Source organism: Sinorhizobium sojae CCBAU 05684, from assembly GCF_002288525.1.
Lineage (GTDB): Bacteria > Pseudomonadota > Alphaproteobacteria > Rhizobiales > Rhizobiaceae > Sinorhizobium > Sinorhizobium sojae.
The window spans coordinates 1,236,753-1,250,658 of the sequence record NZ_CP023067.1; the positions used below are offsets into that span (position 1 = coordinate 1,236,753).

At 62.4% G+C, this 13,906-nt stretch carries 14 protein-coding genes; 12 read left to right on the top strand and 2 right to left on the bottom strand.

The genetic code is table 11. The annotated features are described in order from the left end of the window. The first annotated feature begins 2 nt into the window (after window positions 1-2). The 12 genes from kdsA (at window position 3) to SJ05684_RS06200 (ending at window position 11,912) form a co-directional block, all read left to right on the top strand. Complete coding sequence (gene kdsA, locus SJ05684_RS06145; protein WP_034854711.1) at window positions 3-842, top strand: 3-deoxy-8-phosphooctulonate synthase; 840 nt, start codon at window positions 3-5, stop codon at window positions 840-842. Window positions 843-1,015: 173 nt separating this feature from the next. Next, window positions 1,016-2,290 carry a phosphopyruvate hydratase gene (gene eno / locus SJ05684_RS06150; protein WP_034854710.1) on the top strand — a complete coding sequence of 425 codons (1,275 nt, stop codon included), beginning with the start codon at window positions 1,016-1,018 and terminating at the stop codon, window positions 2,288-2,290. Window positions 2,291-2,579: 289 nt separating this feature from the next. Next, window positions 2,580-2,900, top strand: coding sequence for an FtsB family cell division protein (locus SJ05684_RS06155; protein ID WP_034854709.1), 321 nt, complete (start codon window positions 2,580-2,582; stop codon window positions 2,898-2,900). 136 nt (window positions 2,901-3,036) lie between these two features. After that, entirely contained in the window at window positions 3,037-4,083 is a 1,047-nt protein-coding gene (pdhA, locus tag SJ05684_RS06160; RefSeq protein ID WP_034854708.1) for a pyruvate dehydrogenase (acetyl-transferring) E1 component subunit alpha, read from the top strand. 16 nt (window positions 4,084-4,099) lie between these two features. Continuing rightward, the gene (locus SJ05684_RS06165; RefSeq protein WP_034854707.1) at window positions 4,100-5,476 is read left to right on the top strand and encodes a pyruvate dehydrogenase complex E1 component subunit beta; all 1,377 of its coding nucleotides are present in this window, start codon (window positions 4,100-4,102) and stop codon (window positions 5,474-5,476) included. Between the two features lie 12 nt (window positions 5,477-5,488). Continuing rightward, window positions 5,489-6,847, top strand: coding sequence for a pyruvate dehydrogenase complex dihydrolipoamide acetyltransferase (locus tag SJ05684_RS06170; RefSeq protein WP_034854706.1), 1,359 nt, complete (start codon window positions 5,489-5,491; stop codon window positions 6,845-6,847). 58 nt (window positions 6,848-6,905) lie between these two features. Further along, on the top strand, window positions 6,906-7,547 hold the full coding sequence (locus SJ05684_RS06175; protein WP_034854705.1) for an SGNH/GDSL hydrolase family protein: 642 nt from the start codon (window positions 6,906-6,908) through the stop codon (window positions 7,545-7,547). Window positions 7,548-7,549: 2 nt separating this feature from the next. After that, entirely contained in the window at window positions 7,550-8,131 is a 582-nt protein-coding gene (locus SJ05684_RS06180; protein ID WP_034854704.1) for a GNAT family N-acetyltransferase, read from the top strand. Between the two features lie 18 nt (window positions 8,132-8,149). After that, window positions 8,150-9,595 (top strand): dihydrolipoyl dehydrogenase, encoded by a 1,446-nt coding sequence (gene lpdA, locus SJ05684_RS06185; protein WP_034854703.1) that lies wholly within the window; start codon window positions 8,150-8,152, stop codon window positions 9,593-9,595. A gap of 75 nt (window positions 9,596-9,670) precedes the next feature. Further along, window positions 9,671-9,922, top strand: coding sequence for a GlsB/YeaQ/YmgE family stress response membrane protein (locus SJ05684_RS06190; protein WP_034854701.1), 252 nt, complete (start codon window positions 9,671-9,673; stop codon window positions 9,920-9,922). 132 nt (window positions 9,923-10,054) lie between these two features. Then, a complete protein-coding gene (lipA, locus tag SJ05684_RS06195) occupies window positions 10,055-11,020 on the top strand; it encodes a lipoyl synthase (RefSeq protein WP_034854700.1) in 966 nt (321 codons plus the stop codon). A gap of 100 nt (window positions 11,021-11,120) precedes the next feature. Continuing rightward, window positions 11,121-11,912 (top strand): class I SAM-dependent methyltransferase, encoded by a 792-nt coding sequence (locus SJ05684_RS06200; RefSeq protein WP_034854699.1) that lies wholly within the window; start codon window positions 11,121-11,123, stop codon window positions 11,910-11,912. A 26-nt stretch (window positions 11,913-11,938) separates the two neighbouring features. Here SJ05684_RS06200 and SJ05684_RS06205 read toward each other — a convergent pair whose 3' ends face one another. Together SJ05684_RS06205 and SJ05684_RS06210 are read right to left on the bottom strand one after the other, a co-directional pair. Further along, window positions 11,939-12,220 carry a hypothetical protein gene (locus tag SJ05684_RS06205; protein WP_202947462.1) on the bottom strand — a complete coding sequence of 94 codons (282 nt, stop codon included), beginning with the start codon at window positions 12,218-12,220 and terminating at the stop codon, window positions 11,939-11,941. Between the two features lie 182 nt (window positions 12,221-12,402). Continuing rightward, on the bottom strand, window positions 12,403-13,749 hold the full coding sequence (locus SJ05684_RS06210; protein ID WP_083846130.1) for a sulfite oxidase: 1,347 nt from the start codon (window positions 13,747-13,749) through the stop codon (window positions 12,403-12,405). Window positions 13,750-13,906 lie beyond the last annotated feature (157 nt).

Genomic DNA, 13,906 nt, shown 5'->3' on the forward strand with positions numbered 1-13,906 from the left:
GGATGGAAACCAATTCTAGGGTCGTCGTCGGCGAGGGTGCCGGTCAGGTGGTGTTCTCGCAGAAGGAGCGGCTGACGCTGATCGCCGGTCCCTGCCAGATGGAGAGCCGCGAGCACGCCTTCATGATTGCCGGCAAGCTAGTCGAAATCTGCAAGTCGCTCGGCGTCGGTCTTGTCTACAAGTCGTCCTTCGACAAGGCGAACCGCACGTCGCTCTCCGGCAAGCGCGGCATCGGCCTCGACAAGGCCATGGAGATCTTTGCCGATCTCAAGCTGGAATTCGGCTTTCCGGTGTTGACGGACATCCACACAGAGGAGCAATGCGCGGCCGTCGCCGAGACGGTCGACATCCTGCAGATTCCGGCCTTCCTGTGCCGCCAGACCGACCTTCTCGTCGCCGCTGCAAAGACCGGCCGCGCCATCAACGTCAAGAAGGGCCAGTTCCTGGCGCCCTGGGACATGAAGAACGTGCTCGCCAAGTTCACGGCGAGCGGCAACCCGAATGTTCTTCTCTGCGAGCGCGGCGCCTCCTTCGGCTACAATACGCTCGTCTCCGACATGCGCTCGCTGCCGATCATGGCAGGGCTCGGAGCGCCCGTCGTCTTCGATGCGACCCACTCCGTGCAGCAGCCGGGCGGCCAGGGCGGTTCCTCGGGCGGCCAGCGCGAGTTCGTTGAGACGCTGGCGCGGGCGGCCGTCGCCGTGGGCATTGCCGGCCTCTTCATCGAAACGCATGAGGATCCCGACAATGCGCCGTCCGACGGGCCGAACATGGTGCCGCTTGAGGACATGCCGCGGCTTCTCGAAAAGCTGCTCGCCTTCGACGCGGTCGCCAAGGGCTGAGCGATGTGATTGAAGCGCAATGGCGCGCTTGTCGCTGCGCCAGTATTTAGAGCGGGATGCGGGCGGAAAACCGCATACACTTTTCCTCGTCCCGCTCTGGCGTCATTGAAAATTCGAGGCCATGAATTAAGACAGGCCCGACCACACCGTCGTCCTAACCCAAGGAAGAGATCATGACTGCAATCATCGACATCATTGGCCGAGAAATTCTCGACAGCCGCGGCAACCCGACCGTGGAGGTCGATGTCCATCTCGAGGATGGCAGCTTCGGCCGGGCGGCTGTTCCGTCCGGTGCCTCGACCGGTGCGCATGAAGCGGTCGAACTGCGTGACGGTGGCACCCGTTACCTCGGCAAGGGCGTCGAGCGCGCCGTCGAGGCTGTCAACGGCGAAATCTTCGAAGCGATCGGCGGCCTCGATGCGGAGAACCAGATCCAGATCGACAGGACTATGATCGAGCTCGACGGCACGCCGAACAAGTCGCGCCTCGGCGCCAACGCCATTCTCGGCGTTTCGCTCGCGGTCGCCAAGGCCGCGGCCGAGGCCGCAGGCCTGCCGCTCTACCGGTATGTCGGCGGCCCGAACGCCCATCTCCTGCCGGTTCCGATGATGAACATCATCAATGGCGGCGCCCATGCCGACAATCCGATCGACTTCCAGGAATTCATGATCATGCCCGTCGGCGCCGAGACGCTTTGCGACGCTGTCCGCATGGGCTCGGAGGTCTTCCACACGCTGAAGAAGCAGCTTGCCGCCGAGGGTCATAACACCAATGTGGGCGACGAGGGCGGCTTCGCCCCGGGTCTCGCTTCGGCACCGGCGGCTCTCGACTTCATCATGAAGTCGATCGAGAAGGCCGGCTACAAGCCGGGCGAGGACATGTATGTCGCGCTCGACTGCGCCTCGACGGAATTTTTCAAGGACGGCAAATACGTGCTCGAAGGTGAAGGCCGCACGCTCGAGCCGGGGGCGATGGCGGAGTACCTCGCCGAGCTGGCCGCCAAGTATCCGATCATCTCGATCGAGGACGGCATGGCCGAAGACGATTGGGATGGCTGGAAGGCGCTGACCGATCTCATCGGCAATACGTGCCAGCTGGTGGGCGACGACCTGTTCGTCACCAACTCCGCGCGCCTGCGCGACGGCATCAAGATGGGCGTCGCCAACTCGATCCTGGTCAAGGTCAACCAGATTGGCTCGCTCTCCGAAACGCTCGATGCCGTCGAGACCGCGCACAAGGCACGCTACACTGCCGTCATGTCGCACCGTTCCGGCGAGACTGAGGATTCGACCATCGCCGATCTCGCGGTCGCCACCAATTGCGGTCAGATCAAGACCGGCTCGCTGGCCCGTTCCGACCGGCTTGCCAAGTATAACCAGCTGATCCGCATCGAGGAGCAGCTTGGCCTGCAGGCAAAATATGCCGGCCGTTCGATCCTGCGGGGTTAAGAGTAAGGAAGTTCAACTCGGCTCCCCTCATCCGCCTGCCGGCACCTTCTCCCCATCCTGGACGGGGAGAAGGGACAAGCGGCAAGCTCTCCAGTCCCCTCTCTCGCCGTCGGGGAGAGGGCTAGGGTGAGGGGCAACCCGGGCGGGAAACACAGCATTCACAGTCGACCTTTATCTCACCCGCCTGCGACAGCCGGCGGGTTTCCTTTTTCCGGTCATTCATGGTCAACGGTCGGTTAATCAATCGGCGATAGTCTCTGCTTTCGTATTGCGTAGCGGGACACAAGCGATGTGGACACGACATCATAAGAAGCGCAGGCTCGGACGGCTGGTCGTGCCGCTGTTGGCGGTCGCCTTTCTGTCTTACTTCGGATATCATTCCATTCATGGCGGCTACGGCCTCAGGGCGACGGAGGAATTCGATCGCCAGATCGCCGAGCGTCAGTCGCGGCTGAACGCGCTCACCGAGACTCGAAAAACCCTGGAGAGGGAGGTCGGGCTGATGAGCGATGGCTCGCTGGAAAGGGACATGTTGGACGAGAAGGCTCGGCTCGCGCTCAACATGTCGCGAAGCGACGAAATCGTTATTTTTCATTATTCCGCAAATTAACCGAGATGCGGTTAATCTAAATTTCCGGTAGGAAATCAGTGGTTTACGTGGAATAATAGCCATGCAAATATGGCATTGCTGCGGCGCTCTTCTTTCCCTATGGTAGCCAGCAAAGGCTAACCATTGGGAGGAACGAATGGCTCCGCGAAAATCCGCGTCCGTTTCCAGCCGCAAGACCGCCGCCAAGCCGTCCAAAAAGGACTTCACCGGCGGCACCATCGCCGAATTCTCCAAGGAAGACGACATTAAAGCCTACCGCGAAATGCTGTTGATCCGGCGTTTCGAGGAAAAGGCCGGTCAGCTCTACGGCATGGGCTTCATCGGCGGCTTCTGTCACCTCTACATAGGGCAGGAAGCCGTTGTCGTCGGCATGCAGATGGCGCTGAAAGAGGGCGACCAGGTCATCACGGGCTACCGTGATCATGGCCATATGCTCGCCTGCGGCATGAGTGCCCGCGGCGTCATGGCCGAACTGACCGGGCGCCGCGGCGGCCTTTCCAAGGGGAAGGGCGGCTCCATGCACATGTTCTCCAAGGAAAAGCACTTCTACGGCGGCCACGGCATTGTCGGCGCCCAGGTGTCGCTCGGTACGGGCCTTGCCTTTGCCAACAGGTATCGTGGCAACGACAATGTGAGCCTCTCCTATTTCGGCGACGGTGCCGCCAACCAGGGCCAGGTCTATGAGAGCTTCAACATGGCTGCCCTGTGGAAGCTGCCGGCGATCTACATCGTCGAGAACAATCGCTACGCGATGGGCACTGCCGTGTCGCGCGCCTCGGCTCAGACCGATTTCTCCCAGCGCGGCGCCTCCTTCGGCATTCCCGGCTATCAGGTCGATGGCATGGATGTGCGCGCCGTCAAGGCGGCCGCCGACGAGGCCGTCGACCATTGCCGCTCCGGCAAGGGGCCGGTTATCCTCGAGATGCTGACCTATCGCTACCGCGGCCACTCCATGTCCGATCCGGCGAAGTATCGCTCGAAGGATGAAGTGCAGAAAATGCGCTCGGAGCATGATCCGATCGAGCAGGTGAAGGCTCGCCTTGTCGAGAAGGGCTGGGCCAGTGAGGACGAACTGAAGCAGATCGACAAGGAGGTTCGCGACATCGTTGCGGATAGTGCCGATTTCGCCCAGTCTGATCCGGAGCCGGATGTATCCGAGCTCTACACCGATATCCTGCTTTGATCCGGGGAGGAAAATTATGCCAGTAGAAATCCTTATGCCTGCGCTTTCCCCGACCATGGAGGAAGGCACCCTCTCCAAATGGCTGAAGAACGAGGGCGATAAAGTGACCTCCGGCGACGTGATCGCCGAGATCGAGACCGACAAGGCGACGATGGAAGTGGAAGCCGTTGACGAAGGCACGATCGGTAAGCTGCTGATTGCCGCCGGCACCGAAGGCGTCAAGGTCAACACGCCGATCGCGGTGCTGCTGCAGGACGGTGAAGCTGCCAGTGAGATCAACCTCAAGGCCGAGGCGCCGAAGACCGAAGCACCGAAGCCCGCCGCGACTGAAGCACCGGCTGCCGCGGCGCCGGTAGCGGCTCAGCCGAAGGCGGAAATTCCATCCGATCCGGCAATTCCGGCCGGGACCGAAATGGTGACCATGACCGTGCGCGAAGCGCTGCGCGACGCGATGGCGGAGGAAATGCGGGTCAATGACGATGTCTTCGTCATGGGTGAGGAGGTTGCCGAATACCAGGGCGCCTACAAGGTCACGCAGGGCCTGCTGCAGGAATTCGGCTCCCGCCGCGTGGTCGATACGCCGATCACCGAGCATGGCTTTGCCGGCGTCGGGGTCGGCGCCGCGATGGCCGGTCTCCGCCCGATCGTCGAATTCATGACCTTCAACTTCGCCATGCAGGCTATCGACCAGATCATCAACTCCGCCGCCAAGACGCTCTATATGTCCGGCGGCCAGATGGGCGCGCCGATCGTCTTCCGCGGCCCGAACGGCGCGGCAGCCCGCGTCGCGGCGCAGCACTCGCAGTGCTATGCCGCCTGGTACAGCCATATTCCGGGCCTGAAGGTCGTGATGCCCTATACGGCGGCGGACGCGAAGGGCCTCTTGAAGGCCGCAATCCGTGACCCGAACCCGGTGATCTTCCTCGAAAACGAAATCCTCTACGGCCAGTCCTTCGAAGTGCCGAAGCTCGACGATTTCGTACTGCCGATCGGCAAGGCTCGCATCCACCGCGTCGGCAAGGATGCGACGATCGTCTCCTTCGGCATCGGCATGACCTATGCGGTGAAGGCCGCCGCCGAGCTCGAGGCGCAGGGCATCGACGTCGAAGTCATCGACCTTCGCACCATCCGCCCGATGGACCTTCCGACCATCATCGAGTCGGTCAAGAAGACCGGCCGCCTGGTCACGGTCGAAGAGGGCTACCCGCAGTCCTCCGTCGGCACCGAGATCGCCACCCGCGTCATGCAGCAGGCCTTCGACTATCTCGATGCGCCGGTGCTGACGATCGCCGGCAAGGACGTGCCGATGCCCTATGCGGCCAATCTCGAAAAGCTCGCCTTGCCGAACGTCGCCGAAGTCGTCGAGGCGGTGAAAGCCGTCTGCTACAAATAAAGGGGTCGTTCGATGCCAATCAACATCACCATGCCGGCCCTCTCTCCGACGATGGAAGAAGGCAATCTCGCGAAGTGGCTCGTCAAGGAAGGCGACAAGGTCAAATCCGGCGACGTCATCGCCGAGATCGAAACCGACAAGGCGACGATGGAAGTCGAAGCCGTTGATGAGGGCACGGTCGCCAAGATCGTCGTTCCGGCCGGCACCGAGGGCGTCAAGGTCAATGCGCTGATCGCCGTCCTCGCGGAAGAGGGCGAGGATGTCTCAACCGCCGCAAAGGGCGGCAACGGTGCAGCCGCCCCGGCATCCGCCGCCATGGATGCGGCTCCTGTAGCGCCCGCCGGTGCGCCCGCGCCCGAGACGGCACCGGCGTCCCAGCCGGCTGCACAGGCGCCGGCCGCAGCACCGGTATCTCAGGCGCCGGCACCTACCGATGGAAAGCGCATCTTCTCCTCGCCGCTCGCCCGTCGCCTCGCCAGGGAAGCAGGCATAGATCTTTCCGCGATCGCCGGTTCCGGCCCCTACGGCCGCGTCGTCAAAAAGGATGTCGAGGCTGCCGCTGCCGGAGGTGTCGCCAAGCCTGCCGCGGCTCCTGCTCCGGCCGCAGCACCGGCCCCGGCGCTTGCCAAGGGCATGTCGGAAGATGCCGTCCTCAAGCTCTTCGAGCCGGGCAGCTACGAGCTCGTCCCGCACGACGGCATGCGCAAGACGATCGCCAAGCGCCTGCAGGAATCGAAGCAGACGATCCCGCATTTCTATGTTTCCGTCGATTGCCAGCTCGACGCGCTCCTGGCGCTGCGTTCCCAGCTCAATGCCGCTGCCCCCGAGAAGGATGGCAAGCCGGTCTACAAGCTCTCGGTCAACGACATGGTCATCAAGGCGCTGGCGCTGGCGCTTCGCGATGTTCCGGACGCGAACGTCTCCTGGACCGATGCCAACATGGTCAAGCACAAGAATGCCGATGTGGGCGTTGCCGTTTCCATTCCAGGCGGCCTGATCACGCCGATCGTCCGCCAGGCGGAACTGAAGAGCCTGTCCGCCATCTCCAACGAGATGAAGGATCTCGGCAAGCGCGCCAAGGAGCGCAAGCTGAAGCCGGAAGAGTACCAGGGCGGAACCACGGCCGTCTCCAACATGGGCATGATGGGCGTCAAGAACTTCGCCGCGGTCGTCAACCCGCCGCATGCGACGATCTTGGCGGTCGGTGCCGGCGAGGAGCGAGTCGTGGTCAAGAACAAAGAGATGGTCATCGCCAATATGATGACCGTGACGCTCTCCACAGACCATCGCTGCGTCGATGGCGCGCTCGGCGCCGAATTGCTCGCCGCCTTCAAGCGCTACATCGAAAACCCGATGGGCATGCTCGTCTGACGCGATCCGGACCGGCGTTCAGCCGGTCCTTTTCTTTCCTAGACAAGCGAGTAGGCAGATGAAGACAGTCCTTTGCTATGGTGACAGTCTGACCTGGGGCTATGACGCTGCCGACGCCGGCCGGCACGCGCTCGAAGATCGCTGGCCGAGCGTGCTGCAGCAGGCGCTCGGCTCGGGCGTCAATGTCATCGCCGAGGGGCTGAACGGGCGCACCACCGCCTATGACGACCACCTCGCGGATTGCGACCGCAACGGCGCCCGTGTGCTCCCGACCGTTCTCCACAGTCACGCGCCGCTCCATCTCGTTATCTTCATGCTCGGTTCGAATGATATGAAACCGGTGATCCACGGTACCGCCTCCGGCGCCGTCAAGGGTATCGAGCGTCTGGTCAAACTCGTCCGTCATCACGATTGGCCGATGGTGACGGAGGAGGAGCCGGGCATCCTCATCGTGTCGCCGCCGCCGATTTGCGAAACGGCTGACAGCGACTTCGCCGCGATGTTTGCCGGCGGCGTCGAGGAATCGACAATGCTGGCTTCGCTTTATCGCGACCTTGCCGACGAACTCGATTGCGGTTTCTTCGACGCGGGTTCCATTGCCCGGACAACGCCGCTCGACGGCGTCCATCTTGACGCCGAAAACACCCGGGCGATCGGCCGCGGCCTGGAGCCGGTCGTGCGGATGATGCTCGGTCTCTGACGATGGCGGCTCGAGCGATCCTGAGACCGGCGGCAAAAGCGGACGCGGCGGAGCTTGCGATCCTCATCGATATCGCTTCGCACGGCTTTGCCTCCTGGCTTTGGTACGGCGGCGTCTTGAGCAAAACGGCGGAAACCGCCTTTGAGCACGGCCGCAACAGGCTGCGCCAGGATAGCGGTCTCGGCACTTGGCGCGACGCAATCGTAGCTGTCGTCGAAGATGAGATCTTCGGCGTCTCCGTGTCGTACGGCCTGGATGAGTCCGTACTCGAAATCGAGCCAAAGCACCCGGTGCTCGTGCCTCTGCTTGCCCTGCAGAAGCAGGTGGTCGGCCACTGGTTCATCGACAGCCTCGGCGTCTACAAAGCCCATCGCGGCAAGGGAATCGGTCGCGCCCTGCTCGGGCATGAATTCGGTCGCGCCGGCTCGGCGCCGGTAAGCCTGATCACCGAAAGCCACAATGAAAAGGCGCAGGCGCTCTATAGGACCAACGGCTTCGAGGAGGTGGCGCGCGCTGAGGCCGTCCCGCTTTTCGAGGACATGAAGAAACATGACTGGGTGCTTTTCACCCGCAAGGACGACTGAAACAAAGGTAGGAAACACATGGCTGAGAATTACGACGTCATCGTTATCGGTTCGGGCCCGGGCGGCTATGTCACCGCCATCCGCTCGGCACAGCTGGGCTTGAAGACAGCGATCGTCGAACGCGAGCACCTGGGCGGCATCTGCCTCAACTGGGGCTGCATCCCCACCAAGGCGCTCCTGCGCTCGGCCGAAATTCTCGACCATGCCAACCATGCCAAGAATTACGGTCTGACCCTCGAAGGCAAGATGACCGCCAACGTCAAGGACGTCGTCGCACGCTCGCGAGCGGTTTCGGCGCGGCTGAATGGCGGCGTCGCCTTTCTCATGAAGAAGAACAAGATCGACGTGATCTGGGGCGAGGCGAAGCTGACCAAACCCGGCGAGATCGTCGTCGCAGCGCCGTCGAAGCCGGCGGTCCAACCGCAGAACCCGGTTCCGAAGGGCGTCAAGGGCGAGGGCACCTACACGGCCAAGCATATTATCATCGCGACCGGCGCCCGTCCGCGGGCGCTGCCCGGCATCGAGCCCGATGGTAAGCTGATCTGGACCTATTTCGAGGCGATGAAGCCTGAGGAAATGCCGAAATCCATGCTCGTCATGGGCTCCGGCGCGATCGGCATCGAGTTCGCGAGCTTCTACCGCTCGATGGGCGTCGACGTTACCGTCGTCGAGCTCCTGCCGCAGATCATGCCGGTCGAGGACGCGGAGATTTCCGCCTTCGCCCGCAAGCAGCTCGAGAAGCGCGGGCTCAAGATCTTTACCGACGCCAAGGTGACGAAGGTCGAAAAGGGTGCCAATGACGTCACCGCCCATGTCGAGACGAAGGACGGCAAGGTGACGCAGATCAAGGCGGATCGTCTGATCTCCGCCGTCGGAGTGCAGGGCAACATCGAGGACCTCGGCCTCGAGGCGCTGGGGGTCGAGACCAGCCGCGGCTGCATCGTCACCGACGGCTATGGCAAGACGACGGTCGCCGGCGTCTATGCCATCGGCGACGTCGCGGGACCGCCAATGCTGGCGCACAAGGCCGAGCACGAGGGCGTGATCTGCGTCGAGAAGATCGCCGGCGTCCCAGGCGTGCACGCGCTCGACAAGGGCAAGATCCCCGGCTGCACCTATTGCGACCCGCAGGTCGCCTCGGTCGGTTTGACCGAAGCCAGGGCCAAGGAGCTCGGCCGCGACATCCGCGTCGGCCGCTACAGCTTCGGCGCCAATGGCAAGGCGATCGCGCTCGGCGAGGATCAGGGCCTGATCAAGACGATCTTCGACAAGAACTCCGGTGAACTCCTCGGCGCCCACATGGTCGGCGCGGAAGTGACCGAGCTCATCCAGGGCTTCGTCGTCGCCATGAATCTGGAGACGACCGAGGAGGAACTGATGCACACGGTCTTCCCGCATCCGACGCTTTCGGAGATGATGAAGGAAAGCGTTCTCGATGCCTATGGGCGCGTATTGAACGCCTGATGCGGAACCGGCGGCCGGAACTTTCGAACCTTTCGCACATTGCTCGCAAGTCATCGGCAACGCGTGGAGGTCATCATGAGCCTGAACGGAGTGGGTCTTCTGGCCGCAATCATCATTGGCGGGCTTGCCGGCTGGCTGGCCGAGAGATTCATGAACAGCCAGATGGGCCTGATCGCCAATATCGTCCTTGGCATCATCGGCGCCCTGGTGCTGAACTTCATTCTGGCGGCCCTCGGCATCGCCTATACCGGCTGGGTCGCCTATCTCATCATCGGCTTCATCGGCGCCTGCCTGTTGATTGCGGCGGGGCGCGCCGTCAGAGGTTAGGACTTCAGCCGCCATTCACTTGCGGTCAGGCTGCCATGCAAATGGCGGCCTGACTTTTTGCGTCCAACTCGTTATATAAACGACATAGTGCGAACGGCACGGCCGCTTGCTCGACACGATGAAGGAAGACAGATGGTAACGGTTTTCGATGCGGTCTCGGATCGGGCTGAGCGTGTTCGTCATCCGGAAAAGGCGCACAGGCCGGACACGGAAGTCCTGCGCAAGCCGGACTGGATCCGCGTGAAGGCGCCGACCTCGAAAGGCTACATGGAGACCCGTTCGATCGTGAAGGGCAACAAGCTCGTCACGGTCTGCGAAGAGGCCGGCTGCCCCAATATCGGCGAATGCTGGGACAAGAAGCACGCCACCTTCATGATCATGGGCGAGATCTGTACGCGCGCCTGCGCCTTCTGCAACGTCTCAACCGGCAAGCCGAACGCGCTCGACCTGGATGAGCCGGTAAATGTCGCGAAAGCGGTCAAGCAGATGGGCCTGAGCCACGTGGTCATCACCTCGGTCGACCGCGACGACCTTGAAGACGGCGGTGCCGAACATTTCGAGAAGGTGATCTTTGCGATCCGCGAGGCGTCGCCGGAAACCACGATCGAAATCCTGACGCCCGACTTCCTGCGCAAGCCCGGGGCGCTGGAGCGTGTCGTCGCCGCCAGGCCCGACGTCTTCAACCATAATCTCGAGACCGTTGCGTCCAACTACCTGACGGTGCGCCCGGGAGCGCGCTACTTCCATTCCATCCGGCTCTTGCAGCGGGTAAAGGAACTCGACCCGTCGATGTTCACCAAGTCCGGCATCATGGTCGGCCTCGGCGAGGAGCGGAACGAGGTGCTGCAGTTGATGGACGATCTGCGCACCGCCGACGTCGATTTCCTGACGATCGGCCAATATCTGCAGCCGACGCGCAAGCATCACAAGGTCGAAAACTTCGTCACCCCGGACGAGTTCAAGTCCTATGAGACGGTCGCCTATACCAAGGGCTTCCTGATGGTCTCATCGAGCCCGCTGACGCGCTCGTCGCATCATGCCGGCGAGGACTTCGCACGGCTGAGGGCGGCGCGCGAGAAGAAGCTCGCGGCGGAGTAGCCGAGCCGCGACGATATCTGCAGCGCAGTGACCGGCGGTCTTGCCGAAAAAGGCTTGACAATGTAGACCGCAACCTTCGGGTGTGACTGTGGAGGCTTCGATGCAATCTTCCGAGGTTGGCGCCTGCTGGGAGGCGAATGCCGAGAACTGGACGAGGTTCTCTCGCGCTGGCTACGACGTCTATCGCGATGCGCTGAATACCCCCGCATTCCTCGACATGCTGCCGCCTGTCGCTGGTCTGCGCGGGCTTGATCTCGGCTGCGGCGAAGGGAGTAACACCCGCCGTCTTGCCGAACACGGTGCCCTGATGACGGCGATCGACATCGCGCCGACCTTCATCCGCCATGCCCAGGAGCAGGAGGAAGATGATCCCCGCGGTATCCGCTATGTGCTTGGCGATGGCGCCGATCTGCCTTTCGAGGACGGTGCGTTCGATTTTGTGACGGCCTTCATGTCGTTGATGGACATGCCCGACCAGCCTCGCGTCCTATGGCAGGTCTTCCGGGTGCTGCGTGAAGGCAGTTTCTTTCAGTTCTCGATCCTCCATCCCTGTTTCGTGCCACCACGTCGCAAAACCATCCGGGACGAGCACGGAGACTGCCATGCCGTCGAAGTCGCGGACTATTTCTACGAGACCGATGGGCAGATCGAGACCTGGCTGTTTTCGTCGCTGCCGCGGAGAGAGCGGGAGAATGCGACGCCCTTTCGCATCCCCCGCTTTCACCGGACGCTCAGTAGCTGGATGACGATGATCATTGCGTCGGGTTTCGTCGTGGAGGAACTGCGCGAACCGATGGCCTCCGAGGAGGCGGCGCGATTGTACCCTACCGTCGCCGACACGCGCGTCGCCCCGATATTCCTACACCTTCGTCTGAGAAAACCAAAGTCTTGACGTACGGCGTACCCGCAAACCCATTTCTACCGTTCGGAGGAAAAATGCGTCTGCAGATAGCTGAGGATCGCTTGGCGCGTTTCTGCATCCTGTTCAGGCATGCCCTGTTCGCGGACCATCCAGTCCCACAGGTAATTCCATCGCTCATCGGTGAGCCGCTGCTGGGTCACCAGTGCGATCGAGTGGCAAGCTGAGCAAAGATAGTAGGTGTCCTCCGCGCCGGGAGCATCAGGAAGGCCACCGAGTTCGGGGTTGCCCGGCGGCGCTGGCTCGCTCCGCTGGGTGGGTCTTCCGATGCCTCTTTGCATCGGGTCGTATCCGGGCGCGCCGCCCTGTTGCGCAAGGTAGATCGACGATTCCGTTGCATTTGCGGGCGGGCCTCTTACGGCCCCGACAAGAAGACAGGCGGCGACACTGAAGAGACATACTCCGCCGCTTGCGTTGAAGCGGCGGCAAGGAAAGGCTCTCCCCAAGAGCGCGCCCCGCGTCGTCATTGCGCAAACAGCGCGATCCGGTGGACCATGTTGTTGCCGTAGCCGCGCGGGTTCCAGCCGGGCGTCACCGGCGGCTGCATGACGTCGTTCATGTCGGTCGCTCGCGCCCAGACCTCGTAATAGCCCTTTTCCGGCGGCGTGACGTTGGCGCGCCAGCGCTGCCAGGCAAACTTGTTGCGCGGAGCCTCCAGCGTCGCCTCCTGCCAGCTCTGACCGAAATCGAGCGAGACATGCATTGCCTTGACGTCGCCATTGCCGGCCCATGCATGGCCCCGCACTTCGGTCGCCTGGCCGGCCGGAACATTGGAGCCGGTGGCCGGTGCGGTCACGATCGACTTGACCGGCATGACGGTGAGGATTTCCATGTCCTCTTCAGGCACCTCCGTTCCCGGAGCGACCGGGTAGGCGGGCAGGCGATAGGAATAGCCGCCCATTTTGGGACCGTCGTGAACCTGATCGCGCACCCAGATGCGGGTCAGGAATTTTTGCGAGGCGGAACCCGGATATCCCGGGATGACCAGTCGCAGCGGAAAGCCGTGGAGCGCTGGCAAATCCTCGCCATTCATCGCCCATACGATCAGGGCCTCCGGCTCCATCGCCTTTTCGATCGGCACACCGCGGGAAATCACCACCTTGTCCTGGTCTCCCGAGAGGTCCACATCGTTGCCATAGTGGCCGGTATAGACGGCCGAGGGCTTGACGCCGGCCCGTTCCAGGACATCGCGCAGGCGCACTCCCGTCCATTCGGGGCAGCCGACCGCGCCGACCGTCCATTGATTGCCGGAGGCGCCGGGCTCGAAGAAGGCGCGGCCGTTGCCCGCGCACTCGAGTACCAGCGCCAGCGTCACGTTTTCGAAGTCGTTCTTGAGATCGTCGAGACTGAGGGAGAGTTCGTTGTCCACCACTCCATCGATCCTGAGGGTCCAATCTTCGGCATTCTTGTCCAGCGCCGTTTGAGGGATAAGCCCGTTCGAGCGAATGAAAAGACGTGCATAGGGGGTGACGTCATCGTCGAGAAGATGCGGGGGCGTTTCCGCATTGAGGGGCCGATCGTTCAAAAGCGTCAGTCCGTCCTTCTCCTTCATAAGTTCGGCGCCGGTGTCCTGGGCAAAGGCAATCGGCATTAGCCCGGCTGGAAAGTTGCGGTGGAAAGGCATCGCCGCGCCGAGCGCCGCCCCGAGCGCCGCGAGCCCGGCATTTTGTAGAAAGCCGCGCCGGTCGGGGCAAGAAATTCGCCCAAACAGTCTCTGTTCGGCCCCTTCGGGATCCTCATGGTAGGCCGTGCGGATATCCGCGGGCGTGAGGATCTGCTCGACCTGGCCCTTCTGTCCGTGAACAGCCATTCGCTCCTCCCTGCGTATCTTTGTTTTGTAGTGGTATCTCGTTACAGGATACCATCATTGCCCGTGGGGGCAAATCACGAGACCTGTCGTCGCTCGAGGTCGGCGATGCCACCAATCCCATGGACATAAGACACGGGACAAATGCGCGCGCTCCTTG

Excerpts from the sequence above, each read along its gene's own strand:
- eno (WP_034854710.1), top strand. The coding sequence starts at position 1,016 with ATGACTGCAATCATCGACATCATTGGCCGAGAAATTCTCGACAGCCGC.
- pdhA (WP_034854708.1), top strand. The coding sequence starts at position 3,037 with ATGGCTCCGCGAAAATCCGCGTCCGTTTCCAGCCGCAAGACCGCCGCC.
- SJ05684_RS06175 (WP_034854705.1), top strand. The coding sequence starts at position 6,906 with ATGAAGACAGTCCTTTGCTATGGTGACAGTCTGACCTGGGGCTATGAC.
- SJ05684_RS06165 (WP_034854707.1), top strand. The coding sequence starts at position 4,100 with ATGCCAGTAGAAATCCTTATGCCTGCGCTTTCCCCGACCATGGAGGAA.
- lipA (WP_034854700.1), top strand. The coding sequence starts at position 10,055 with ATGGTAACGGTTTTCGATGCGGTCTCGGATCGGGCTGAGCGTGTTCGT.
- SJ05684_RS06200 (WP_034854699.1), top strand. The coding sequence starts at position 11,121 with ATGCAATCTTCCGAGGTTGGCGCCTGCTGGGAGGCGAATGCCGAGAAC.
- SJ05684_RS06155 (WP_034854709.1), top strand. The coding sequence starts at position 2,580 with ATGTGGACACGACATCATAAGAAGCGCAGGCTCGGACGGCTGGTCGTG.
- SJ05684_RS06205 (WP_202947462.1), bottom strand. The coding sequence starts at position 12,220 with ATGCAAAGAGGCATCGGAAGACCCACCCAGCGGAGCGAGCCAGCGCCG.
- SJ05684_RS06180 (WP_034854704.1), top strand. The coding sequence starts at position 7,550 with ATGGCGGCTCGAGCGATCCTGAGACCGGCGGCAAAAGCGGACGCGGCG.
- kdsA (WP_034854711.1), top strand. The coding sequence starts at position 3 with ATGGAAACCAATTCTAGGGTCGTCGTCGGCGAGGGTGCCGGTCAGGTG.
- SJ05684_RS06190 (WP_034854701.1), top strand. The coding sequence starts at position 9,671 with ATGAGCCTGAACGGAGTGGGTCTTCTGGCCGCAATCATCATTGGCGGG.
- SJ05684_RS06210 (WP_083846130.1), bottom strand. The coding sequence starts at position 13,749 with ATGGCTGTTCACGGACAGAAGGGCCAGGTCGAGCAGATCCTCACGCCC.
- lpdA (WP_034854703.1), top strand. The coding sequence starts at position 8,150 with ATGGCTGAGAATTACGACGTCATCGTTATCGGTTCGGGCCCGGGCGGC.
- SJ05684_RS06170 (WP_034854706.1), top strand. The coding sequence starts at position 5,489 with ATGCCAATCAACATCACCATGCCGGCCCTCTCTCCGACGATGGAAGAA.